Source organism: Clostridium sp. (genome assembly GCF_026168755.1).
Classification (GTDB): Bacteria; Bacillota; Clostridia; order Clostridiales; family Clostridiaceae; genus Clostridium.
Map to the genome: position 1 here is coordinate 1 of NZ_JAPFDR010000038.1, position 26,738 is coordinate 26,738.

At 26.6% G+C, this 26,738-nt stretch carries 18 protein-coding genes and 1 pseudogene; 14 read left to right on the forward strand and 5 right to left on the reverse strand.

What is annotated here, in order from left to right; translation table 11 throughout:
- Positions 1-184 precede the first annotated feature (184 nt).
- The 3 genes from Q0Y03_RS12000 to Q0Y03_RS12010 all read right to left on the reverse strand — a co-directional run bounded on the left by Q0Y03_RS12000 (position 185) and on the right by Q0Y03_RS12010 (position 6,648).
- A complete protein-coding gene (locus Q0Y03_RS12000) occupies positions 185-2,308 on the reverse strand; it encodes a sulfatase-like hydrolase/transferase (RefSeq protein ID WP_297714051.1) in 2,124 nt (707 codons plus the stop codon).
- A gap of 815 nt (positions 2,309-3,123) precedes the next feature.
- Positions 3,124-4,905: an ABC transporter ATP-binding protein gene (locus Q0Y03_RS12005; protein WP_297714052.1), complete on the reverse strand. Its 1,782-nt coding sequence runs from the start codon at positions 4,903-4,905 to the stop codon at positions 3,124-3,126.
- Positions 4,906-6,648, reverse strand: coding sequence for an ABC transporter ATP-binding protein (locus Q0Y03_RS12010; protein WP_297714053.1), 1,743 nt, complete (start codon positions 6,646-6,648; stop codon positions 4,906-4,908).
- A gap of 150 nt (positions 6,649-6,798) precedes the next feature.
- On the opposite strand from Q0Y03_RS12010, the gene Q0Y03_RS12015 reads away from it, so the two are divergent.
- From Q0Y03_RS12015 to Q0Y03_RS12025, 3 genes are all read left to right on the forward strand, one after another.
- Positions 6,799-7,647: an AraC family transcriptional regulator gene (locus tag Q0Y03_RS12015; RefSeq protein ID WP_297714054.1), complete on the forward strand. Its 849-nt coding sequence runs from the start codon at positions 6,799-6,801 to the stop codon at positions 7,645-7,647.
- A gap of 147 nt (positions 7,648-7,794) precedes the next feature.
- Complete coding sequence (locus Q0Y03_RS12020) at positions 7,795-8,466, forward strand: response regulator transcription factor (RefSeq protein WP_297714055.1); 672 nt, start codon at positions 7,795-7,797, stop codon at positions 8,464-8,466.
- Positions 8,463-9,473 carry a sensor histidine kinase gene (locus Q0Y03_RS12025; RefSeq protein WP_297714056.1) on the forward strand — a complete coding sequence of 337 codons (1,011 nt, stop codon included), beginning with the start codon at positions 8,463-8,465 and terminating at the stop codon, positions 9,471-9,473. The genes Q0Y03_RS12020 and Q0Y03_RS12025 overlap by 4 nt, the downstream gene beginning before the upstream one ends.
- A gap of 87 nt (positions 9,474-9,560) precedes the next feature.
- Here Q0Y03_RS12025 and Q0Y03_RS12030 read toward each other — a convergent pair whose 3' ends face one another.
- A complete protein-coding gene (locus Q0Y03_RS12030) occupies positions 9,561-9,962 on the reverse strand; it encodes a DUF2871 domain-containing protein (RefSeq protein ID WP_297714057.1) in 402 nt (133 codons plus the stop codon).
- 180 nt (positions 9,963-10,142) lie between these two features.
- On the opposite strand from Q0Y03_RS12030, the pseudogene Q0Y03_RS12035 reads away from it, so the two are divergent.
- The 9 genes and pseudogenes from Q0Y03_RS12035 to Q0Y03_RS12075 all read left to right on the forward strand — a co-directional run bounded on the left by Q0Y03_RS12035 (position 10,143) and on the right by Q0Y03_RS12075 (position 22,091).
- Positions 10,143-10,924 (forward strand): annotated as a pseudogene (locus Q0Y03_RS12035) (ABC transporter ATP-binding protein).
- Positions 10,914-12,893 (forward strand): FtsX-like permease family protein, encoded by a 1,980-nt coding sequence (locus Q0Y03_RS12040; protein WP_297714058.1) that lies wholly within the window; start codon positions 10,914-10,916, stop codon positions 12,891-12,893. Before Q0Y03_RS12035 ends, Q0Y03_RS12040 begins: the two are co-directional and overlap by 11 nt.
- Before the next feature lie 208 nt (positions 12,894-13,101).
- Positions 13,102-14,037, forward strand: coding sequence for a sugar ABC transporter permease (locus Q0Y03_RS12045; protein ID WP_297714059.1), 936 nt, complete (start codon positions 13,102-13,104; stop codon positions 14,035-14,037).
- On the forward strand, positions 14,037-14,861 hold the full coding sequence (locus Q0Y03_RS12050) for a carbohydrate ABC transporter permease (protein WP_294140739.1): 825 nt from the start codon (positions 14,037-14,039) through the stop codon (positions 14,859-14,861). The genes Q0Y03_RS12045 and Q0Y03_RS12050 overlap by 1 nt, the downstream gene beginning before the upstream one ends.
- Before the next feature lie 167 nt (positions 14,862-15,028).
- Positions 15,029-16,240 (forward strand): ABC transporter substrate-binding protein, encoded by a 1,212-nt coding sequence (locus tag Q0Y03_RS12055; protein ID WP_363318745.1) that lies wholly within the window; start codon positions 15,029-15,031, stop codon positions 16,238-16,240.
- Positions 16,241-16,272: 32 nt separating this feature from the next.
- A complete protein-coding gene (locus Q0Y03_RS12060; RefSeq protein WP_297714060.1) occupies positions 16,273-17,058 on the forward strand; it encodes an HAD family hydrolase in 786 nt (261 codons plus the stop codon).
- A gap of 24 nt (positions 17,059-17,082) precedes the next feature.
- Complete coding sequence (locus Q0Y03_RS12065) at positions 17,083-17,811, forward strand: glycerophosphodiester phosphodiesterase (RefSeq protein WP_297714061.1); 729 nt, start codon at positions 17,083-17,085, stop codon at positions 17,809-17,811.
- Between the two features lie 129 nt (positions 17,812-17,940).
- Positions 17,941-21,078 (forward strand): alpha-mannosidase, encoded by a 3,138-nt coding sequence (locus Q0Y03_RS12070; RefSeq protein ID WP_297714066.1) that lies wholly within the window; start codon positions 17,941-17,943, stop codon positions 21,076-21,078.
- A gap of 86 nt (positions 21,079-21,164) precedes the next feature.
- Positions 21,165-22,091: an ROK family protein gene (locus Q0Y03_RS12075; RefSeq protein ID WP_297714062.1), complete on the forward strand. Its 927-nt coding sequence runs from the start codon at positions 21,165-21,167 to the stop codon at positions 22,089-22,091.
- Between the two features lie 214 nt (positions 22,092-22,305).
- On the opposite strand, the gene Q0Y03_RS12080 is transcribed toward Q0Y03_RS12075, so the two are convergent.
- Entirely contained in the window at positions 22,306-22,965 is a 660-nt protein-coding gene (locus Q0Y03_RS12080; protein ID WP_297714063.1) for a DUF624 domain-containing protein, read from the reverse strand.
- A 209-nt stretch (positions 22,966-23,174) separates the two neighbouring features.
- On the opposite strand from Q0Y03_RS12080, the gene Q0Y03_RS12085 reads away from it, so the two are divergent.
- Together Q0Y03_RS12085 and Q0Y03_RS12090 are read left to right on the forward strand one after the other, a co-directional pair.
- On the forward strand, positions 23,175-24,914 hold the full coding sequence (locus Q0Y03_RS12085) for a histidine kinase (protein ID WP_297714064.1): 1,740 nt from the start codon (positions 23,175-23,177) through the stop codon (positions 24,912-24,914).
- Positions 24,907-26,421, forward strand: coding sequence for a response regulator transcription factor (locus tag Q0Y03_RS12090; RefSeq protein ID WP_297714065.1), 1,515 nt, complete (start codon positions 24,907-24,909; stop codon positions 26,419-26,421). Before Q0Y03_RS12085 ends, Q0Y03_RS12090 begins: the two co-directional genes overlap by 8 nt.
- The last annotated feature ends 317 nt before the right edge of the window (positions 26,422-26,738 follow it).

Here is a 26,738-nt window from a genome sequence, read left to right on the forward strand (position 1 = left end):
AGACCGAGACTTTGCCTCCGACTTCCTTCAGATTCCACCTCACGATGGACACCCTTGTCCTTGGCTAGTGGTTCCCACTACCAAGCCCACAACGGACTTTCACCGTCAAGTTGTTGCCCATGCTGGGCACACATTAAAAAATAGATAGGATATAAAACTCCTATCTATTTTTTATAGCTATAAATTATTGTTCATCTACAATTGGGTAAATAAACTCATTTGTAGAACTTAATTTTCCACCACCAGTAGTACGTTGAGTGACTACTATTGAAGAGTTAGGCTCTAAAGTAATATCATTAACCATAAGTGTATTAGAATCTATAAATACAGTTTTATTATATTTGCCATTTATATATACTTTACTGAATTCATTAAAGTTCTCACCTTTTACAACAAGATTATTTTTGCCTTCTAATTCATCTATTTCTTCAATAGCCTCAGAATCTTCAGAAGGTTCAATACTTTCTAGAACTTCAACTTCTTCAGTAGTAGTAGTTTCTTCATAAATATCTGTTATAGAAATATCGTAAGTTCCCATTTTTAAGTCAGTTGCTATAAATGGATTAATGCCACCATAGATATATTGTTCTCCATATAACATATCATATTGTAATAATTTTAAATCATCTAAATAGTTAGGTGTGTTTTTAAATTGATTATGGAATTTTGTTAAAACACCATTATCTATATCTAAGCTATTTAATACAGATGATGTTAATTGATATGCAGTTAAATCTTGATCATTTTTAGGCATATCGAAATTGCTCCAAACAACATATTCAGTTTGGAATATTGAATTATTAACTAAATCTTCATCACTAAATCCTAATGTTGGTAAGTGATCGCCAAATAAAACTAAAACAGTTTCTTCATCTCTATTAGAAAGTGCTTCTACTAATTGCCCCACAAATTGATCCACTTCATGTAATTGATTTATATAATAAGTGAAAGCATTAGTAGTTTCTTCATCAGGTAATCCACTAACTTGAATTTTAGGATTTTCTAATATTTTTTCTTTTGGATAATCACCATGGGCTTGTACAGAAATAGTATATACAAAATCTGATCCTTCAGTAGAATTTAAAGATTTAAGTATTTCATCTGTAAGATAAAAATCTTTTGCCCAATCCTTTGGAGTATATTCTTCAACATTCATATATTCTAAAGATGTGAATGTATCAAATCCTAGTTGTGAAAATACAAAATTTCTACCGTAGAAAGTTCCTTTATTATTATGAATAGCATGAGTTGAATAACCTAATTCTTTTAAATCATAGCTTACACTTTCAGCAGTACTTTCTTGAAGAATAGTCTTATAAGGGTACTCTCCAGGACCGAAGAATTGTAAACTCATACCACTTAGTACTTCGAATTCTGTATTTGCAGTACCAGCACCAACAGATGGAACTGTTAAATATCCAGACGAATAGTTTTCCATAAGACTTCTAAAGTTAGGTACTGGGTCTTCAGAAAATTGTAAATACTTAACTAATGTTGGATCAAAAAATGATTCTAATTGAACCATTACTATATTTGGCTTATCTGTGTTAGTTTTATGATTTAATCCACCTTCTGTACTAGCTAGTAAAATATCATTGCTGCCAAGTTCATTGCTTGTATTATTTGATGCAATTAAATCAGAAATGGAAGCAATTTTTTCCTCAGAATAATCTTTTGGCTTATCAATACCAGTATTTAATAAGGTATTAGAGAAGCAATAAGGAAAACCATAATCTTCATAGGCAAATGCAATATTTCCAAAGTAAGAAGTGATTACATTGAATCCTAAAGCAACTTTTGTTGAAAGGAAAAGAAAAGCCCATACAGATGAAACAATTAATATATTTTTCTTATAATTAAGTTTTCCTTTATATTTAGGACCTTTAAAGAATAGGAATACAATTCCAAGAACTACAGCAATTAAAAAGCCTGCTATAAGGTTAGTAACAGTTGGAGATAAATATTTAGATATTATCCCTAAACCTAAATCAGCAAGTGTTAAATCAGTAGCTGTAAAAGGGGTTACCCTATTACTTAGTATGATTCCATTAGTTATACCAAATCCTATCCATATAGCACTTATTAAAGTGAAGAAAAAAGTCCTTCTTTTAAATAGTAATACAATAGATAGTGTAGATAATATAATTAAGCAATTATATAAAAATACTAGTGGAGATCCGAATATATAGCTAAAAGTATCACCTAGACTTCTTCTACTACAAAGTTCAATTATAAAGTTAATAATTAATGGAGCTAATAAAAATTTCAAAAATGAGCGAGTAGATTGCTCCTTAAAAGAAAGTTTCATAAAAAATCCCCCTGTTAATGTTTATTTCTTTGTTAAATATTTGTTAAAAAATAAAACTACTATTAAATCATAAAATATTATACAACTATTAAATTAATATTCCAAGAAAAGAAAACGATAACATAAAATAATTAAGAAAAAAATAATAAATGTAACAAAAATTTAATTAATCACGACATAGCAGCGAAAAAATGAAATATTTATTTTCCGGGAACTGTGAAATTTTCGCCTAGAATTTATATCTTTGTTCCATTGAACTTGCTAAAGTTGTAAAAGTCGCTTACGCTTCAATACAACTTCTTTACACAAGTTCAATTCCACAAAGATTAAATTCCACGGCTTAATTTCAATGCTCCCTCCAAATTAATATTTCATTTTTTCTTTTTCCATGTGTTTGATTATAATACGACCCTTATAGTTAATGTTTTCTGCTATAAATTTTTCTGGTATGATAGCTAACTTGTATATTAATATTATTAGTTTATTTAAAGATTAGTAATTCATAAGATAAAATATAGCAGAAGTCGTTAACTTTTAAGGTGATTGCGTAGGAAATTGTATCTTTTAGCTTTAAAGCCAGTGATAAAGAAAAATTAATGATATTATTGAAGGAAATATTGTAATTAAGTTTTAGAATTTAATTGTTTTTGGAAGAAAAAGAGCGTTAAGAAGCTGAGGGAATGAAATGACTTTCGAAGCTTCAGCTCTTTTTCTGGAAAAAACAATATAAATTCTTAACGTAAATTGCACAATTCCTGGAGATAATATCATTAATTTTCGGCATCACGGTATTAAAGCTATAACGAACAATTTAGTTATACTGCGTTTAGTAGGGCGTATTGTGATTGATAAAGGTTATAGTAGTGTCCTTTTAATGACATTAATTCATCATGAGTTCCACATTCAACAATACTACCATTATCTATATACATAATTCTAGATGAATTCTTAATAGTTGATAACCTATGTGCAATTATAAATGAAGTTCTTCCTTTAAGAAGTTCATCTAGTCCTTTTTGAAGAAGAAGTTCAGTTTGGGTATCTATACTAGAAGTAGCTTCATCTAAAATTAGTATTTTAGGATCAGCAAGTAATGCTCTGGCAAATGATATAAGTTGTCTTTGGCCAACAGAGAGACGACTACCCCTTTCATTTACTTCTGTATAATAGCCATTTTCAAATTCCATTATAAAATCATGAGCTCTAACAACTTTAGCAGCAGCAATTACTTCTTCATCAGTAGCCTTAAGATTACCATAACGTATGTTATTCATTATTGTTCCAGAGAATATAAATGAATCTTGAAGCATTATTCCCATTTGTTCTCTAAGTGATTTTAGAGTTACGTCACGGATATCAACACCATCAATTAAAATTTGTCCTTCATTTATGTCATAGAATCTACTTATTAAACTTACAATAGTACTTTTACCAGCACCAGTAGGACCAACTAAGGCTATTGATTCACCACTTTGTATATTAATATTTATATTTTTTAATATAGGATTATCTTCCTCATACATAAATGTTACATCCTTAAACTCTACGTGACCTTCTATAGGGGGAAGTGTAGTAGCACTTTCTTTATCATGGATTAAAGGTTTTTCATCCATTGTTTCAAATATTCTTTCAAGATATGCCATAGCATTGATTATAGTATTATAAAAGTTACCTATATTAGTTATAGGGGCCCAAAATCTCCATACATATCCTATAAATGCAACCAATACACCTACCTTAATAGAAGAATCAAATATTAAAATACCAAAAAGGTAAATTAGGGCAACAGATGCAACAGAAATAATATCAATAGATGGCCATACTAAAAAGTTTAATTTAACAGAGTCCATCCAGGCATCACTATATTGCTTACAAACATCTTTATAAATATGCATATTTTCTTCTTCTCTAGAAAATGATTGAGTTACTTTTATTCCATTTATACTTTCATGAACATATGCATTCATATTTGATTGTTTTGAACTAAGTTTTTGATGTGCTCTTCTTTGAGCCTTTTTTATAGACATTATAACTGTCATAAGTAAAGGTAAACCTAGTAAGCTAACTAAGGCTAACCTATAATCTAATACAAACATAAAGATTACGGTAATTATTAAAGTAACAGTATCAGCTATTAAATTAACAAAACCATTAGATAATAAATCACTTAGGGAATTTATATAGTTTACAACTCTAACTAATATTTTTCCATGTGGTCTACTATCGTAATAGCTAAATGGTAATGTTTGAAGATTAACGAATAAATCCTTTCTCATATCAACTAAAATATCTTGACCAACTTTACCCATTGTTATTATACGCTGTTTCATAAATGCACTAACTAATATAAGGGATAGTGCATAAATAACTGATAATATTACTAAATTTACTAAGTTTCCTGATGGAATAATATCATCTAATGCAATTTTTATTAAATATGGACCAAGTAAAGAAACAAAGCTTGAAATTAGCATTAAAGTCACAGAAAGTATAACTTTATTTTTATAGGGTTTCATATATCTTATAAGTCTTTTCAGATGAGAAAGGTTAAACCCCTCTTGTAATTCTTCATCTACATCATATTTATTTCTAGCCATTTAAATCGCCTCCTTAGATACATTAAAGTCTCCAAATTGAGTTTTATAAACTTCATAATAATAACCTTTATTTTTAACTAATGAATCATGAGTACCACTTTCAATAATTCGTCCATTTTCAAGAACTAAAATTAAATCAGCAGATTTAACAGAAGATATTCTATGAGCTATTATAAAGTTAGTTCTATTTGGGTTATTCAAATTAACTTCTTGTTGAATTTTAAATTCAGTTTCCATATCAACTGCAGATGTTGTGTCATCTAAAATTAATATTGAAGGATTAGTAATAAGTGCCCTAGCTAAAGAAATTCTTTGTCTTTGTCCACCAGATAAACCGACTCCTCTTTCACCGACGATGGTGTCATAGCCTTCAGGCATTTCAGAGATAAAATTATGGGCTTCTGAAAGTTTAGCTATATCTTTGATTTGTTCTAATGACACAGAAGGGCAGCCATAAGCAATGTTTCCTTCAATTGTATCTGAAAACAAGAATATATCCTGCATTGCCATACCAATAGAAGATCTAAGATGTTTTATGTTTAAATCTTTAATTGGAATATTATCTATATAAATTTCGCCTTCAGTAGCATCATAGAATCTGCAGATTAAGTTAACTAAGCTAGATTTTCCAGCGCCAGTGGGACCTATAATTCCAATAGTTTGTCCCTTTTTAGCTTCAAAAGAAATATTCTTTAATGCAGTAGTATTATCATAACTGAAAGAAACATTATCAAATAATATATCACCACGGATTCTTTCAGGTTTTATTGGACATTCAGAATTTTTAATAGATGATTCCGTATTTAAAAGTTCTCTTATTTTAATAGAAGAAGCAATAAATCTTTCCGTATCATTTATTAAATATCCTGCCATTCTCATAGGATTATTTAATGCCCAAATTAAACCATTAAACACTACTAAATCACCTAGTGTCATAGATTTGTTAATTACTAATATTCCACCAACAAGTATCATTATTATAGATAAAAAGCTTGATAAAAATTCAAGAATAGGCATATATTTTCCTATAATATTTGTAGTATCTAAGTTCTTGTTTTTATAATTTAGGTTTTCATTATCAAACTTTTTAATTTCATAGTCTTCACGGCTAAATGCTTTGACAACTCTATTACCACTAATATTCTCTTGGGTAACGGAATTTAATCTAGAATAAGCCTCTCTTATGTTATAAAAAGTTGGAGAAATTTTTATTCCCATTTTTACAGTAAGTATAGCAATTATAGGGCAAATTGAGAGCATAAATAGTGTTAATGGTAAATTAACATATGCCATTGATATAATTGCAAATATAAATACACTAAAATTTGATAGAATATTATAAACTACCCAAGCTATAAAATGACGAAGGGAATCAGTATCACCTGTCATTCTAGCCATAATATCACCAGTTTTTGTATTATTATAGTAATAAAAATCTAATTTTAATAACCTGGAATATAGATCTTCTCTAATTTTAAGAAGAATATCTTGAGAAACCTTTTCGAAAATAAGTTGATATAAATAGGTTATTAATCCTTTTATTATAACTACAATAAGCATAGTAATAAGAATTGGAATTAATATATTTTTTTCATTGCCGTTTAATACCTTGTCTACAATATCGCCGGCAAGGAATGGGTTTATCATACTCAGTAGTGAAGTTATTAACACCAGTATTAAAGAAATACTATATTTTACAATATGCTTTTTTAAATACCCCATTATCCATTTCAAGCTTTCCATTTGAGCTACCTCCAAATAAACAATTAATATAATTTCCTTATATAGATTATTATTTGTTTGGTAAAAATGAAATGTGATATCTTAAACTATTGATGTATATTATTATATAAAGTTATAATATATGTAGTTAGATGGTATAAGGAGAAAATTATGTTTGAATATGGTTTATGTACAGAAGATTATAATCCAGAGTTATTATTTGCATTTCAAGGAGTAGTTGATGCTACTAAAAGGGAATATGATTTTAAATATCATTGTCATGATTTTTTAGAGTTATCTATTGTGACATCTGGAAAGGTTGAATATTATATTGATGGGAATGAGTATATACTTAATAAGGGAGATTTATTATTATCTAATCCAGGATTGTATCACATGGAAACACCAAATGAAAAATCGAAATATACTCAATTACATATAGGAATAAATAATTTTAAATTAAGTGAAATAAGAGAAAATTATATAGACAACAAAGGGGTAGGCCCTGTATTGAGATTTAAAAAATATGAAAATGAATTTTTAAAATGCTGTGATGAAATTATTAAGGAAGAAAAGATGAAGAGAATGGGTTATCCATTAGTTCTTAAATCTTTAGTAATGAAATTGTTAATAATAATTTGTAGGGAGCTTGAAGATGAAGAAGAAAAAGTAGAAGAGAATATATATAGTTGTTCTTTAGAATCTAATGAAAAGCAAAACATAGTTAAATCCATAATAAGTTATATGAACAGCAACTATATGAATGATATTTCTTTGGACAAGATATCTAAAAATATGTATTTAAGTCCTGTTTATATTTCAAAGATATTTAAGGAAGAAATAGGAGATTCACCAATAAATTATTTAATAAAAATAAGATTAGCAAAAGCAGAAGAATTATTAAAAGATAATACATTGCCAGTGAAAGTTATAGCAAAAAGAGTTGGATACAATGATGCATATCATTTTAGTAAATTATTTAAAAAATATTATGGAGTTTCACCATCATCTTTTAGATAAAATAGTTAAGAGTTGCCTTTAGTAACTCTTAACTATTTTTTATAGAAAAGATTAAGAAAATTGTTTTTCTAATATGAAATCTTAATTACGATTGTGTTTATGAAAATTATGGATATAATTAAAGTAAGGCAAGAGAGGTTAATTAAAATGAATAATAAAATTTTTATTATAGAAGATGAAGAAAAAATAAGAATAGAATTAAGTGAACTTTTAAATAGATATGGATATGAAGCTAGCTATTCAAATGATTTTGAGAATATAGTTGAAATTGCATTAGAATCAAATTCACATATTATTTTGTTGGATATTAATTTACCTTATTACGATGGTTATTATATATGTAGAGAAATAAGAAAGAAATCTAATATTCCAATAATAGTAGTTACAAGTAGAAATAGTGAGGTAGATGAGCTTATGAGTATGAATTTAGGGGCTGATGATTTTGTTACTAAGCCTTACAATACTCAGATTTTACTAGCAAGAATTTCTTCATTACTTAGAAGAACTTATCAAAATATGGATTTAGAGATTTTTGAATTTAAGGGACTTAAATATAATATGTCTACTAGTGAAATGAAATTTGATAATAACAAAGTGGAATTAACTAAGAATGAAAGTAGGATTCTTTATACATTAATTAAAAATAAGGAAAAAATTGTATCGAGGAATGAGTTAATGAAATCATTGTGGCAAAATGATGAGTTTGTGGATGATAACACTTTAACTGTTAATATAAATAGATTAAGAAAAAAGTTAGAAGAAGTAGGTGCAGTAGATTATCTTCAAACTAAGAGGGGGCAAGGATATATTTTAATATGAGAATGGTAGAATATTTTAAGGAGAAAATTATATTTATAATAATTAATATAATTGTTCTAATTATAACATCTTATTTATTGTTTGGATTAAATGTATCGTCTTATGCAATTATTTTGATATGTATTTTAAATTTTTTAGCTAGTATATGTTTTTTCATTTGTGATTATTTAAGAAAAAGCACGTATTTTAAGCGTTTATTAAAAAAATTAGATGAATTGGATAAAAAGTATTTTATTGCTGATGTTGCTAGTGAAGGTGATTTTTTAGAAGGTGAAATTTTATTTGAAATTATAGAGCAAGCAACAAAATCAATGAAAGATGACATAAGTGAAGCTGTAAGAAACAGTACAGATTATAAAGAGTATATAGAACTATGGGTTCATGAGATAAAAACTCCTATAGCAACTTGTAAATTACTTATAGAAAACAATGAAAATGAGGTTACTGAAAGTATTGGTGATGAAGTATCAAAAGTAGAGAATTATATAGAACAAGTTCTGTTTTATGCCAGAAGTAATGCAGTAGAAAAAGATTATTTAATTAAAGAAGTTAACTTAAAAGAGACTATTAACTCTGTGATTAGAAAAAATTCTAATATTTTAATAGAAAAGCAAGTTAAAATTGATATTAAAAATGTAGATAAATTAGTTTATTGCGATAGTAAATGGATTGAATTTATTTTAGGACAAATTGTAAGTAATAGTATTAAATATATGGATAAAAAAGAAAGTGTTTTAAGCATATATGGAGAAAATATAGGAAAAGATGTGATTTTGAAAATATGCGATAATGGAATTGGAATGAATGAAAAGTGTGTAATTAAAGCTTTTGAAAAAGGATATACAGGTGAAAATGGTAGAAGGTTTGGAAAATCTACTGGTATGGGATTATACTTATGTAAAAAGCTTTGTGATAAATTAGGATTAGGAATAAGTATTAGATCAAGAGAAAATGAAGGAACGGAAATTTCTATATTATTTCCTATAAATGATATGTTGAAGTTTTAATAAATAAGTATATTAAGTATATATAGTAAGTATAATAAAATACGCCGTAACAAAAATAAAAATGTTATGGCGTATTTTTGTAACTATTTATTTAGAAAATATTGATTTTTTTAATATTATCATGAACCCAATAAGTGATAGCCCTAAAATTACATGTGAAGTTCCTGCCATATGAGGAAGTCCTGCAAAGTCTTTATTTAATACTTCTAATATTCCACGAGCTACTAAAGTAGAAATTAAAGATAATAAACCAATATTATAAGTTATAAGCCAAATATTAAAGTTTTTAATATTTGAAATAGTAAATACATTTTCTAAAACAACTATAACTAAGAAAAATATAAATCCTAATACTAAAGTATGGGTATGTGCAGCGCTTAATGTTGTAGTACCAGTAAAATCATTAATCTTAGTAAATTCTCTAAAAAATACACCTAAGGCTAGTCCTAAAATCAAATAAAAGAATGATAAATTAAATAGTTTTTTCATATAAGTCACCTCATTATAAATAATAATTATTCTTTAATATCTATTATACAATATATATAACAAAAATGTAAGGTTTATGTTATATAGTTCTATGGATAGTAAATGGTAGTAATTATAAAATTGAAATATAACAAAGTACAAATTAAAAATGTAAGTTAAAAAATGGTTTTGGAGGTTAATATGAGAAATGAAGTTTTAAAAGTAAATAATATAGAAAAATATTATGGCAACAAAAGTAATATAACGAAAGCAATTAATAATATTAGTTTTACTGTGGAAGAAGGGGAGTTCATTGGAGTAATGGGAGCTTCAGGTAGTGGTAAAACTACACTATTAAACTGTATATCAACAATAGATAGAGTTAGCAGTGGACATATTTTTATAAATAATAATGATATTACAAAGCTAAACTCTAAGAAAATAGCAAGGTTTAGAAGAGAAGAGCTTGGATTCATATTTCAGGATTTTAATCTTTTAGACACATTAACATGTTACGAAAATATAGCACTAGCTTTAACTATTTCAAGAGTTAATCATAAGGAAATTGAAATGCGAGTTAAAGAGATAGCCAATAAATTAGGTATTATAGAAATATTAAATAAATATTAAATAAATATCCTTATGAGGTATCTGGAGGGCAAAAGCAAAGGGTAGCTTGTGCAAGAGCAATAATAACTAAACCATCATTGGTTTTAGCAGATGAACCAACTGGAGCTTTAGATTCAAAATCTGCAAAGATGCTTCTTGAAAGTTTAGAACATTTAAATACAGAGTTAAATGCAACTATTATGATGGTAACTCATGATGCTTTTACAGCAAGTTATGCTAGTAGGATTTTATTTATTAAAGATGGTAAGGTTTTTAATGAATTAATTAGAGGAAATGATAGTAGAAAAGAGTTTTTTAATAAGATAATTGAAGTTGTTACTCTTCTTGGAGGTGACCAAAGGGATGTATTTTAAATTAGCTACAAGAAATTTAAAAAAGAGTTTGAAAGATTATACTATTTATTTTTTAACTTTAGTATTTGGTGTTTGTATATTTTATACTTTCAACTCTATACAGTCACAGAGCATAATGATGGAATTAAGTGATGTAAAGGCTAATATGTTTGAGGTAACAAGTGATATTATAGGAGTAGCATCAGTATTTATTTCATTCATATTAGGGTTTTTAATAGTATATGCAAATAATTACCTTATTAAAAGAAGAAAAAAAGAATTTGGAATTTATATGACTTTAGGAATGGATAATAGAAGGCTTTCAACTATTATATTTATAGAAACTATGTTGGTAGGAATAATTTCTTTAGGTATAGGATTAATATTAGGAATATTATTATCACAAGGTATATCAATATTCACATCTAAGTTATTCGAAGTTAATATAACTAAATTTCAATTTGTATTTTCTAAAAAGGCATTTTTAAAAACTATACAAAATTTCGGGATCATTTATTTAGTAGTTCTAATATTTAATTCTATAAATATTAGATATGTAAAGTTAATAGATTTATTAACTGCTTCAAAGAAAAATGAAAAGTTAAAGGTTAAAAATATTTGGGTATCAGTAGTAGTATTTTTAATAAGTGTTGTGAGTATTGCTATTTTATATCATATGGTTTTAAAAAATGGCCTAGCTGTTATAGATATTACAATAGGTAGGGCAATTATATTAGGTATAGTAGGGACATTTTTATTTTTCTTTTCTTTGTCAGGATTTTTTCTTAAAGTATTTCAAAGTAATAAAAAGATATATCTAAAGAATTTAAATATGTTTGTGTTAAGACAAATAAATAGCAAGATAAATACAACATTTATTTCAATGTCTTTTATATGTTTGATGTTATTTGTAGCCATATGCACTTTTTCAGCTGGCCTTGGAATAACTAAGGCTATAAATAGTGATGTAAAAGATTTGACTCAATTTGATGCTAGCTTTTGGTCTTATGATACTGATAATGTATTAAATACAATAAATGAAGATTACTATAGATTAGATGAAATCATAGGTGAAAAGTCACAATATACAGATTATGAAAGTGATTTTACCTATAAAAAATTTTTTGATGAAGAAGTAGTAGAAAAAAATAAAAATTTATATCAAATAGCTCAAGATAGACCAATTAGTATAATTAAGCTTTCAGACTTTAATGAACTTATGAAAATGTTGAATAAAGAAGAGATAGTTTTAAGAGAAGATGAATATTATGCTTTTGGAGATATAAGTGAAGTAATTAAAGATATTCAAGAAAGTATGAATAATGGTGTAGTAGTAGATATAAATAATAGAAAGTTAATACCAGCAAATTATAAAGTTATAAATGTTACTACTTATAATTCAATGATGAAAAGTAATATTTGTACAATTGTTGTTAATGATGAAATAGTGAGTGGCCTTAAACCTGTATTTTGCAATTTAAATATTAATTTTAAAGGAGATATTAAAGAGGCGGAAAAATATTTAAATGAGAACTTTAGAACCCAAGATAGAGAAGATAAAGCTCAAGTATATGGATTAACTAAAAATGAGCTTCTTGATAATTCAGTTGGTGTAGGAGCAATGATATCTTATTTAGCAATTTATATGGGAATAGTATTTTTAATAACATCAGCTGCAGTTCTTGCACTTCAACAATTAAGTGAATCTGCAGATAATGTTTATAGGTATGAAATGTTAAAGAAAGTTGGTGTAGATAATGACATGATTAATAAGGCATTATTTACTCAAATAGGAATTTATTTTATTGTACCATTATCATTGGCTATAGTTCACTCTATAATAGGATTAAAAGTAGCTAGTGAATTGGTTGCAATTTTTGGAAGTGGAAATATTCAATATTATATATTGTTTACAATTATAGTATTAATTATAGTTTATGGTGGATATTTTATTGCAACATATAATGGTGCAAAGAAAATGATTAAGTAGAATAAATAGAAAAATAGGTTTTAAAGCTGTTCGGAAGAGCAGCTTTTTTTAATAGAATGATTATAAATTTTAAGGATTTTATTAATACAAGTTAACTTATTTTAACAAAAATAAGTAAGTTGTTAAAATAAGTTAACTCCTTTGTAATACCTTCTTAATGTTAGAAAAGTATCCTAAATTAAGAAGGATGATTTGAGGGAGGATTAATATGACAGAACAATATCTAGAATTAAAAGCTGTGAAAAGTAATGATATAAGCAAAAAAATATCATTGAAAAGTAAAAGTGAATTAAAAAGGAAATTAGAACCTTATTTTTATTTAATACCTGCATTCAGTATATTTTTACTATTTGTATTTTATCCATTTGTAAAAACAATAGTAATGAGTATGTCTACTACTAATATAAGAGGAGAAATTAAGGAGTTTATTGGATTAGAGAATTTCAAGGAAATTTTAACTTCACCTGAATTTTATAATTCCATAGTTGTAACTTTTAAATTTGTGTTAATAGTAGCAGCACCATCTGTGATTATTGGGTTTTTGCTAGCATTATTAGCTAATAATAAGTTAAGAGGAAATAGAATTTTTGAGCTTATGTTTTCATTACCAATGGCTATAGCATCTGCCCCAGCAGCAGTAATATGGACAATGATATTTCATCCTACAAATGGAATACTTAATCATGTATTAGGAATACAAATTGGATGGTTAACAGATTCTAAGTTTGCATTAATATCAGTTGCAGTGGTAACTGTTTGGTTGAATATAGGATTAAATTTTATATTTTTATTAACAGGATTAAGAAATATACCAAATGAGCTTATAGAAAGTGCATCAATAGATGGAGCAAGTTATTTAACTAAAGTTAAAAATATAATAATACCTATGGTATCACCACAAATGTTTCTAGTTGTTTTTATGAATTTAATAAATGCATTTCAAGCTTTCGGGCAAATAAAATTATTAACACAAGGGGGGCCAGGGGATTCAACTAATGTTCTTGTTCATTCTATTTATAGAGAAGCATTCTTTAATGGTAGATTTGAAATGGCTTGTGCTCAAGCACTTATATTATTTGTAATAATGATGATAGTTACATTGTTACAATTTAAGTTTGAAAAGAAAGGGGTACATTACCAATAATGAGTAAACGTAAAAGAAATAAAATTATACTAACTATATTAAGTATAGTTGTTGGATTATTAATTGTTTTTCCACTTCTATATGCATTAAGCTTAAGCTTTATGAGTCAAAGTGAAATGAGTCAAAATCCATATAAAATTATTCCAAGTGTATTAACTTTAGATAATTTTAAAGCAGCATTAAATACAGTACCTCTTTTAAAGTTTATAACTAATAGTTTTATTGTTTCAATATGTGTTACAGTAGGACAAGTTATAACAGCAAGTTTAGCAGCATACGCATTTGCATTTTATGATTTTAAGGGAAAGAACTTATTGTTTTTAATGGTATTATCAACAATGATGATACCAGCAGAAACTACAGTTATATCAAATTTTTTAACTGTAAGTTCATGGGGATGGAATGATAGTTTACAAGTTCTTATAGTACCATTTTTAACATCAGCTATGGGAATTTTTTTAATGAGACAATTTTATTTGACAATTCCAAAGGAAATAAAGGAAGCATCTAAAATTGATGGCTGTGGAAATATAAAGTTTTTATTTAGAATTTTAATACCAATATCAAAGCCAGCAATAGCATCTTTATCTATATATGTATTCATTAATACTTGGAATCAATATTTATGGCCATTATTAACAATAAATAATGGAAATAATAGAACAGTTCAAATAGGAATAAGTATGCTTCAATTTTCAGAGGGTAGCAACTATGGTGTAGTTTTAGCAGGAGCAATATTAATCTTAATACCGTCAGTATTTATATTTATATTAGGTCAAAAGCAATTAGTAAAAGGTATGACTGCAGGAGCAGTTAAAGGATAAATAGTAATTAAAAATTAGAGAAAAGTGAGGAAGTTATAATGAAAAGAAGATTATTAGCAATGACATTAACAGTAATTTTAGGGGTTACATCATTAGTAGGATGTTCAAATAATTCAGTAGGAAGTAATAAAACAGGATAAAATACTGAAATAACATTTTGGCATTCTATGGGAGGAAAAGGAGGAGAAGCTATAAATTCATTAGTTGAAGAGTTTAATAATTCACAGGATAAAATAAAAGTAGTAGCTGAGTATCAAGGGTCATATGATGATTCTATTAATAAGCTTAAAAGTTCAGCATTAAGTAACTCAGGACCTGATGTTATGCAACTATATGATATTGGAACTAAATGGATGATAGATAGTGAATATGCAATACCAATGCAAGATATGGTAGATAAAAATGATTATGATATATCAGCTTTAGAAAAGAATATATTAGATTATTACACTATAGATGATAAATTATATTCTATGCCATTTAATAGTTCAACACCAATCTTATTTTATAACAAAACAGCATTTACTGAATCAGGTTTAACAGATGAAGATATTCCAACGAATTTTGATGAAATAATAGAAGTAGCTAATAAATTAGCAATTAAAAATGGAAATCAAGTTTCAAGATATGGATATGCTATGCAAATATATGGATGGTTCTTTGAACAATTCTTAATTAAGCAAGGATTAGATTATGCTAATGAAGGTAATGGAAGAAGTGGAGATGCAACAGAGGTTGTATTTGATTCTAATAATGGAGCGTTAAATATTGTTGAAGGATGGAAAAGACTTGTTGATTCAGGTGTTGTAGGTAATTTCGGTAGAGATGGTCAAAATACATTAGATGCTTTTTCATCAGGAAGTGTTGCTATGATAGTTGCTTCAACAGCTAATTTAGGAGATTTAAAGAGTAAAATAGGTGATAGCTTTGAATTAGGAACAGCATATTTTCCAGCAGTTTCAGAAGGAGATGAAGGGGGAGTATCTGTTGGAGGAGCATCTTTATGGATAATGGATAAAGGCGATGAAGGAAAGCAAGATGCAGCTTTTGAGTTTATTAAATTTATGGTTTCAGCAGAAAGTCAAGTAAAATGGGCTCAAGCAACAGGTTATTTCTCAGTTTCAACAGAAGCTTATGAATTATCAGAAATGAATGAATACTTGGATGCAAACCCAGAATTTAAGACTGCAATAGAGCAACTAAGAGAAGACAATAATAAATCAGGAGCTGTTTTAGGAGTATTCCCAGAGGCTAGGGCATCAATAGAAGAAAATATAGAAAAAGTATTAAATAATGAAATAACATCTGAAGAAGCAGTAGAAAATATGGCAAAAACAATTAATAGTGCATTAGAAAAATATAATAAATCAAGTAAATAATATATGCTACAAGCAATAGAGGGAGAAATAACATGAAAAAAACTATATTTTTCGATGTGGATAATACATTAGTTTGTAGAGAAAAAAATGTAATATGTGACTATACAATTAAAGCGATAAATTTGTGTAAAAATAATGGAATAGATGTAGCCATAGCAACGGGAAGATCTCTTGCTATGGTTAAGCAGGAAAACTTCTATAAGATGTTTAATACTATAGTAAGTGCTAATGGTTCTTTAATAACGGTAAATAATAATATAATTTACAAGAAGTTCATGAATAAAAAGATGGTTGAAAATATAGTAAAATATTTTGAGGAAAATAATATTCCATATTGTTTACATTTATTAGATAAAAGTATTGGAAAGACAGAAAGCAAATGGATAAAAGATTTCTCAGAAAAATATAATATGAAAATAGATAAGATTGAAGATCAAATAGTGAAAAATATATGTGAGTATGAAGTTTTTCAGCTAAATGCAAATATTAATAAAAAAGATATTGATGAATTAATGAGTAAGTATGGAATATTTAAGTTTGTTAAGTTAATAGATATTAATGATGGTTATGATATCTTTAATGGAGAATGTAGTAAGGGTAGTGCAATTAGGTATATTAGAAGTATAAGTAAGGATAAAAATGTTAAGTATTTTGCATTTGGGGACGGGTTTAATGATTTAGAAATGTTTGAAGAGGTTGATTTTGGTGTAGCAATGGGAAATGGGTGTAAGGAATTAAAGGAAAGGGCTAATTTAGTAACTGATGATATTAATAAAAGAGGGGTATATAATGCATTAAAAACATTAAAAATAATATAGCAAATATAAATAGGAGAGAATGTTATGATAAATTTTGCTCATAGAGGTGCTAGTAAGTACTTTCCGGAAAATACAATATTATCTTTAAAAGAAGGAATAAAATCAGGGGCAAATGGACTTGAAATTGATGTTCATAAAACTAAAGATAATAAATTAGTAGTTATACATGATGAGGATATTCAGCGTACTTTTAAAGGAAAAGGGCTAGTTAAAGATATGACATTAGAAGAGTTAAGAAACTTTAAATGTAGAAATAAAAATTTTGAAGATAATTTAGAGTGTAGAATACCTACTTTAGAAGAAGTGCTAGATCTTATAAGAGATATTAATATTGTATTAAACATAGAATTAAAGACAGATGAGATACATTATGAAGGGATAGAGAAGGATGTAATTGAATTAGTCAATAGATATGGGTTGAAGAAGAAAATAATATTATCAAGCTTTAATCATGAATCTATAAGAATTTGTAAAGAAATAGATAGTGAAATTGAAACTGGATTGCTATATTATAAAGAAATAGAAAATGTAGTACAATATGCTAAAAAATTTGGAGCAAATGCAATACACCCTGATTTAAGATTAGTTTCAGAAGAGCTTATAAAAGAAGCTAATGAAAATAATATTAAAGTAAATATTTATACAGTTAATAGTCCAATTTATATGAGAAAATTAATTGAAGCAGGTGTTAATGGAATTTTTACTGACTATCCAGATTTATTAAATGAAATTATAAATTTATATTTATTATGATTTTTTGATAGATAATTTGTATAAAACTGAAAAAAGTACAATAAAACTAAAGATTGTAAACTATAAAGTATAGAAATGTAGTGATATCATTTACATATATTGAAAATTAAAGGGTAAAGGATGATAGACATGCGTTATTTATTAGAGAGAGTTAGAAAAGTTGCATCAGAATTAAAAGAAAATGTGTACACAAATAAACTAGATATCACTCAATATAAATACAAAGAAGGTAATTTTTTAGGTATAGATTCAGTAAATAAAGATAGCAGTGAATGGATAGATTTTGATTCAAATAGGGAAATGTGGGGTGGAATTGATCATAAGCATTTTTGGTTTAGAACTTCTGTAGAGGTTCCAAAAGAGTTTGATGGAAAAGTTTTAGCTTTAGATATATGTGCTGTAGAAGAAGGGTGGGATGCTGTAAATCCACAATTTATTCTATATGTTAATGGTGAACATATACAAGGGCTAGATATTAATCACAGAGAGGTTATTTTAACTCATAGTGCAAAAGCAGGTGATGTTTATCAGATAGATCTTCATTCATATACAGGAAGAACTTATAATACTAAGCTTAACTTAAAATCAAGATTAATAACTATAGATTTACCAACAAGAGAATTATATTTTAATTTACAAGTGCCGGTATGGAGCTGTGAAAAGTTAGATTCGGATGATAAAAGAAGAATAGATATGGTAATGGTATTAAATGATGCTATTAATCTATTAGATTTAAGAAAGGTATTTTCTAATGAATACCATCATAGCATTAAAAAGGCTAATAAATTCTTAGAAGTTGAATTCTATGAAAAATTATGTGGACATGAAGAATCAGTAGCTACTTGTGTTGGACATACGCATATAGATGTAGCTTGGTGGTGGACTGTAGCACAAACTAGAGAAAAGGTTGGAAGAAGTTTTGCAACAGTTCTTAAATTAATGGATGAATATCCAGAATATATATTTATGTCATCACAACCTCAATTATATAAATTTATTAAGGAAGATTATCCAGATATCTATGCAAAGATTAAGAAAAAGGTTAAAGAAGGTGTATGGGAACCAGAAGGTGCGATGTGGCTTGAGGCTGATTGTAATGTTACCTCAGGAGAGTCATTAGTAAGACAAATTCTTCATGGTAAGAGATTTTTTAAGCAAGAATTTGATGTAGAAAATGAAGTTTTATGGTTACCAGATGTATTTGGTTATTCAGCAGCACTTCCGCAAATACTTAAAAAGTCAAATGTTAATTATTTCATGACTACTAAGATTGCATGGAATCAATTTAATAAAATGCCTTATGATACATTTATGTGGAGAGGAATAGATGGAACAGAAATATTGACACATTTTATAACAACAACAGATCCTAACCAGGATAAAAAGTGTCATTTTACAACATATAATGGAGTACTACATCCAGGGTCTATAAAAGGTGCTTGGGATAGATATCAACAAAAAAATATAAATGATGATGTTTTAGTAGCTTATGGATATGGAGATGGTGGCGGTGGAGTTACCTATGAAATGCTAGAAACAGGAAGAAGAATGGCTAAGGGGATTCCTGGTATGCCTAAAGTAAAGCTTGGAAACTCTCTAGACTATTTTAGAAAGCTAGAAAAGACTGTTAGTGGAAATAAGAGATTACCTAGATGGGTAGGTGAATTATACCTTGAATATCATAGAGGTACTTACACTACAATGGCAAGAAATAAGAGAGATAATAGAAAGAGTGAAAATCTATATCAATCAGCAGAAAAAGTAAATTCATTTGCAATGATGTTAGGTAAAAATTATCCACAAGAAAATATAAATAGAAATTGGGAAAATATATTATTAAATCAATTCCATGATATATTACCAGGAACAGCAATTAAGGAAGCTTATGATGTTACTGATGAAGAATATAAGTCTATACTAAAATATGGTAATGAAATGCTTAATGAAGGTATTGACTATATAGCTAAGAATATTAATTTAGATAAAAAATCATTAGTAGTATTTAATACTTTAGGTTTTGATAGAGATGATATAGTTGAATTTGAAATTCCAGAAGGAATAAAGAATCCAGCAATTTTAATTAGTAAAAAATCACTAGAAATACCTTGTCAATTAATAGGTAATAATAAAGCTATATTCTTTGCAAAGAATATTCCTGCAAATGGATATAAAATATTTAATGTAATTGAATCAACAAAAAATAATAACGAATATGTTTCTATAGATAATACTTTTGCTGAAAATAAATTCTTCAATATAAAATTTGATGAAGAAGGTCATATAACTTCAATATTTGATAAGAGAAATAATAGAGAAGTATTAAAAGGCGGACAAATGGCAAATGTTATACAAGCGTTTGAAGATAAGCCTATGGATTATGACAACTGGGATATAGAAATATATTATGATGAAAAAATGTGGACAGTTAATGATGTACAAAGTATAGAAGTAATTGAGACTGGAACAGTTAGAAGTACATTACAAATAACAAGAAAGTTCTTAGATTCAACACTTATACAAAAAGTACATGTTTATAATGATATTCCAAGAATAGATTTTAATACTTATATAGATTGGAAGCAATCTCAAGTATTACTTAAGGCTGCATTTCCACTTGATATTAATTCAAATGAAGCTACTTATGAAATTCAATATGGAAATGTTAAGAGACCAACGCATAAAAATACTAGCTGGGATGAAGCAAAGTTTGAGGTATGTGGACATAAGTGGGTAGATTTATCAGAAGGAAATTATGGTGTTTCTATGATGAATGATAGCAAGTATGGATATGATATTCATGATGGATTAATGAGATTAACACTTTTAAAGAGTGGTATCTTACCAAATCCAACAACAGACCAAGAAGAGCATAATTTCACATATTCATTATATCCACATAAAGGTGATTTCAAAGATGCAGGAACAGTACAAATGGCATATAACTTAAATGTACCACTATATGCTAAATTAGAAGATGCTCACAAGGGACAATTAAATGATAAACTTTCATTAGCAAGAGTTGATAATGAAAATGTAATTATTGAAGTTATTAAGAAAGCTGAAGATAGTGATGATTTAATAGTTAGAATGTATGAATGTTATAACAATAGAACTAATGTTACATTAGAAATGTTCAAAGAAATAGAAAGTATAAAGGAATGTAACTTAATGGAAAATGATATAAGAAATATAGAGTCATATGAAAATAAAGCTACATTTGAAATTAAACCATTTGAAATATTATCACTGAAGGTTAAATTAAAGTAATAGATGAAATTGGGGAATTTGTAGGATTAGATTCTATAAACTCCTTTTTCTTTAAATTAAGCATCATTATGGAGAGAGGTTGTTATATGAATCTAAATAGTATTATGCAAAATGAAAAAACAGATAAATACATTGTATTGGATGTTGGTGGTTCAGCTATAAAATATGGATTGCTAAATCAAGATGGAGAGGTATTAGAAAGGGGGAATATAGTAACTGATAATGAAGATATAAATAAGTTTATATTTGATATTAAAGACATTATAGAAAAATATAGTAATCATGAGAATATTAAAGGCTTAGCATGTAGTTTTCCAGGAGCGGTTAACCCTAAAACAGGATTTATTGAGGGGATAAGCGCAGTACCATGTATTCATAATGTAAATATGAAAAAAATTTTATCAGAAGCTACTGGATTAGAAGTTTCAATGGAAAATGATGCAAATTGTTCAGCATTAGCAGAAGGTTGGATAGGTACTGCTAAAGATGTAGATAATTTTGTATCAATAGTTTTAGGAACAGGAATAGGTGGGGCAGTTGTTATTAATAAAAGAATATTAAGAGGCAAAAATCTTCATGGGGGAGAGTTTGGGTTTATGCAGATCACAGACGATAAAGGTGAAGATGGATTAGGAAATGTATGGAGTAGAGTTGCATCTACTGGAGCATTAGTAAGAAGAGTTGCAAAGAGAAAGGGAATTCCAGTATCTGAATTAACAGGACAATTAGTTTTTGAAATGGAAAAGGAAGATAATGAGGTAAAAGAAGAGATTGCAGAATGGTTCAAGGGAGTAGCAAAGGGAATATATAACATTCAATATATATTAGATCCAGAAAAAATATTGATTGGTGGAGGAATATCAATAAGAAATGATTTTATTGATAGAGTAAATCAATATTTAGAGCTAATGAAAAATGAAGAATCTACATTGAACATTAAAGTTGAGAAATGTAAATTTGCTAATGATGCTAATTTAATTGGAGCACTATATAACTTTTTATATTGTAAATAAAGGTTAGAGCGAGATAATATGAAGTATAATTTTACACAAATTGCAGATGGTAAAAAAGGTAAGTATAGGCCACTTATAATTTAAATTTAGCATCTGCAAAGTCTATTATGGAATTTAGGAAGTTTAGAAATTAATAAGAAATAGTAAGAAAATAAGAGATAATAGATTTTATATAAACTATTACCTCTTATTTTTGATTTTTTATAATAAAAAATTATTTTTCCATAGATTCTAATAGTGGTTTATTACAAAATACAATTAAAAATGAAAAAATACTACTAACAAATAATACTGTTGTACCAGGTGTTATTTCAAATAAAGCAAAGCAAGCTAATATTATTAATATATTAGTTATTGATAATATTGGTCTTGTTATTGCAAGTATAAGAGAGTTCTTTATTAAATCATAACTTCTAATTGAAAATCTACTTATAAGTACAAAGATATAAGGTGTAATTGTCACTAATAATATAGATAGAGCTATAAATATGCAAGTGAAAAATAAATTAAACTTATACAATGTAAAAAATCTAATATTTGATACTAAGATTAAAATTAAAATTAATTCTCCAGACCATATTAGTAAGGATTGTTTAAAATTAAGTTTTAAACCTTTACAAATATCGTGAAATAAATCTAAATCCTTCTCTCTAATTAGTTTTCCCATACAGTAAAATAATACAGTGAGTGAAGGCATAAGTGGAAGTAATGATAATAAAAATAGAGGTAAATACGTAAATATACCTTCTAGTCCAATAAATAAAAAGAATAATACAAGTGGTAAATTAAAGATCAAAAAAAATATATTTAAGCAAAAGAACCAAAATATATAATTAAATGCATTTAAAACTTTTTGTAAGTTAAAAGTATCCATATAAAATCACATCCTCTATAATAATTTTCCTTAAAATAAGTATAAGACAAATAATAGATGATATAAATAATTACAACTATAAATATAAAATTTATTCATTAAATATATAATTTTTACATATTTAGAACTTTATATAATTAAATAAATATGTTTTAATTTAAGTGTAAAGGTTTATATAAATATAAAAGGGAAAATGTGAGGATGAGAGTATGATAAATACAAAGGAGCGAATGTACAGAAAATTATTAATAGTTTATACGCTTATAATAATTCTAATGATCTTAATTTTAGATATTTTCTTTATAGTCAATGTTTTAGAAAATAATAGTGATAATGAATTATATATGAATGACAAGGTAATATATGATGTAAATGAAGAGTTAACAAACACAAGTAATGCATTTAATATTGCTTTAACTAATATGTATAGAGATAATGACATAATTACAGATATAATAGATTTCTTAAAAATAGGTGAAGATCAGTATTTGAAAAATAAATTAGATAAATATACACTTAGTCCTAATAGTTTTTATAAGGGAATAGAGTATTTTACTGAAGGATGTTTTAACTCCAATGAAAATTTAGAGAATATTGAATTTATAAGCTATAAGAGAAGTGAAATAAGTTCTTTTGATAGAGCTAATAAGAGAAAGTATAAAGAGGTAGAGAATGGAAGTAGTTATTTATATCCTAAAATTAGTGGATATATTTATGATATAAGAGAAATAAATAATCCAATTACATATAAATCTGAAGGTAAAATAGTATTTATATATAATTTAGAGTTTATAAAAAGAATATTAAATAAATATGATAATAAATACGAAGTAATTATATTACAGGAAGATGGATATTGTATATATGATTCTAATAAGGAATATAATGGTAAATACTATCCATTTTATGATAAAGTAATAATAGGTAAAAATCAAAGTAATGTGGAGAAAAAATATAATATAAATTCAATAGTAAATACATCGGGCTTAATAACTATTGGGAAAGTAAAAAAAACAAATAGATTATTAATGCCGTTTATTATCTCAATATTACTTATAGATTTAATCGTATTCATATTTGCAGAATTTATTTTTTATAAAAAGATAAAAAAATTAAGTGATAGAATGGACATGCTTTTAATAGCTATGGATCAAGTTAAAGAAGGGAATATTGAAGTTGATATTCCAATAGGAAATGAATCGGATGAAATTAGTATTATCTCTAAACATTTTAATGAGATGTGTAAACAATTGAACGACTATATAGAGATAAGTTATCTAGCAGAGTTAAAGGAGAAAAGAGCTGAAGTAAATCAAAAAAAGGCTGAGCTAATGGCACTTCAAAGTCAGATAAATCCACATTTCTTATATAATACTTTGGAGTCTATAAGAATGAAGGCTATATGTAATGGAGATAGAGAAGTTGGAAGAATGTTATATATATTAGCATTTTTATTTAGAAATCAATTAAAGGAAAATGACATAATACCTATAAGAAATGAAATTAATTATTGCCAAAAATATTTAGAGATATTCAAATTTAGATATGAAGAGAAATTCGAATTCACTATAAATTGTCCAGAGGGAATTTTAGATAAGCAGATAATTAAATTTACTCTTCAGCCACTTATAGAAAATTATTTTGTTCATGGAATTAAATTAGAGAACAACGATAATAAGCTAAGTATTAATATAAAAGAAAAGGGTAATAAAATAATAATTGAAATAGAAGACAATGGAAAGGGGATAGATAGAGAGAAAATAAAGCAATTAAATGAGATATTAAGTGTAAGGGGGACCGCTAGGAAATCAATAGGAATAACTAATGCAAATGAAAGAATAGGTATTTTATATGGAGAAGAATATGGTATAAGAGTTGTAGAAAATGTAAAGGTAGGAACAAAAATTATTGTAATAATACCAATGAGAGAGGTTGATTCAAATGTATAAAGTAATGTTGGTTGATGATGAAAGATTAATTTTACAAGGGATATTAAATATAATAGATTGGGAAAAGCTTGATATGGAAGTTATCTATATAGCTGAAAATGGAAAAGAAGCTCTTGATAAATACAAAGAAAACCCTGTAGGTATTATAATAACTGATATAAATATGCCAGTTATTACAGGGCTTGGTCTTATAAAGAGTATAAAAGAGATAAATACTAGTGTTAAATTTATTGTATTAAGTGGATATGACGATTTTTCTTATGCAAGAACTGCTATGAAATATGGTGTAGAAAATTACATTCTAAAGCCAATAAATGAGGAAGAACTAGAAACAGCTTTAATAGATATTAATAAAAAAATAAGGTATGAAAAAGAAAAAGAAAATATGGTGTTGGAAAAAAATAGAATACTTATGAATATATTAAATGGTAAATTTGATAGTGATGAATTATATTATTTAAAAGATATGGTAGAACTAGAATTTGAGAATAAGAATTATACAGTAAGCAACATATTATTTAATAATAAGGATATTAGAAGGAAAATAGATGTACAAGATTTAATAGCTGCAAATACTAGTGGTAAATATGAAATAATATATAAATTTAATGGAGATATTATATTAATTAATTCTTGGAATAAGGATGTAAAGGATGAAAGTATAAAGAAATATTATGATACAATATTAAAAAAATTCTCTAATGAGTTTGATAAAATATTTATTGCTGTTGGGGAGAAAGTTGAATCAATTAAGGAGATTAAAAAAAGTTATGCTGATTCAAATATAATAAAAAAACATATTCTAACTAAAGGATATAATTCATGTTTATATAAAAATGATATTGTAAAAATAACAAATAAGAATAGAAACTTTAATAAAGAAATTGAAGCATTAAATAAAATAATAATTGAAAATAATGAAGATAAAACTCTAGAATATATAGAGGATATATTCAAAAATAAGGATTTAACACCAGAAGATATTTATGATTTAGCAATAAAGATACTATTATTGATGGATAAAATATCAGAAGATTTTAGATTAAATAAAAATTATAAAGATGAAAGTTTAAGTAGTGTTATAGTTAGCCTTTATGCTGCAAGCACTATTGATACAATAAAAGAAATCATAGCGAACAAAGTACTAGAATTATCAAAAATAATGAATACAAATGTAGTTAAATACACACCTATAGTTCAACAAGTGGTAAATTATATTGATGAAAGATATTTTGAAGAAGTAAGTTTAAAGACCTTATCACAAAAGTATAATATAAATAGTTCATATTTAGGACAAATATTTACAAAGGAAGTTGGATGTTCGTTTTCAGAGTATTTAAATAAGATTAAAAATATGAAAGCAAAGGAACTTATCTTAAATACAAATAAGAGGATAAATGAGATAGCAAAAGAAGTTGGATACTATGAGACAAGCTATTTCTATAGAAAGTTTAAGGAGTTTTATGGAGTATCTCCAGCCACATTAAGAGAATTTAAGAATTATTAGGTATTACATAAATTGGATTGCCCCCGGAGTCACAAACATATATTGGGTGTGACTTCGGGGTCAATCCAATTATTTATATAAAAGGGGAAAGTGAATTTTATACACTAAATCTAAAGTTATTCGACTATAAAGAAATATAGTAGATGTGATATATTTTAATTATGATAAACGATTACAAAAGATAGTGTAAAGTTTCGTATGAAAAAATAGCCTATGGCTAATTTTTAATAATAATTAAAAAATAACGTTGTAATATCAACTAAAATTTAAAAATTGGATATGACAAAAAGACCTTCGGTATCGGAGGCAAAAATAAA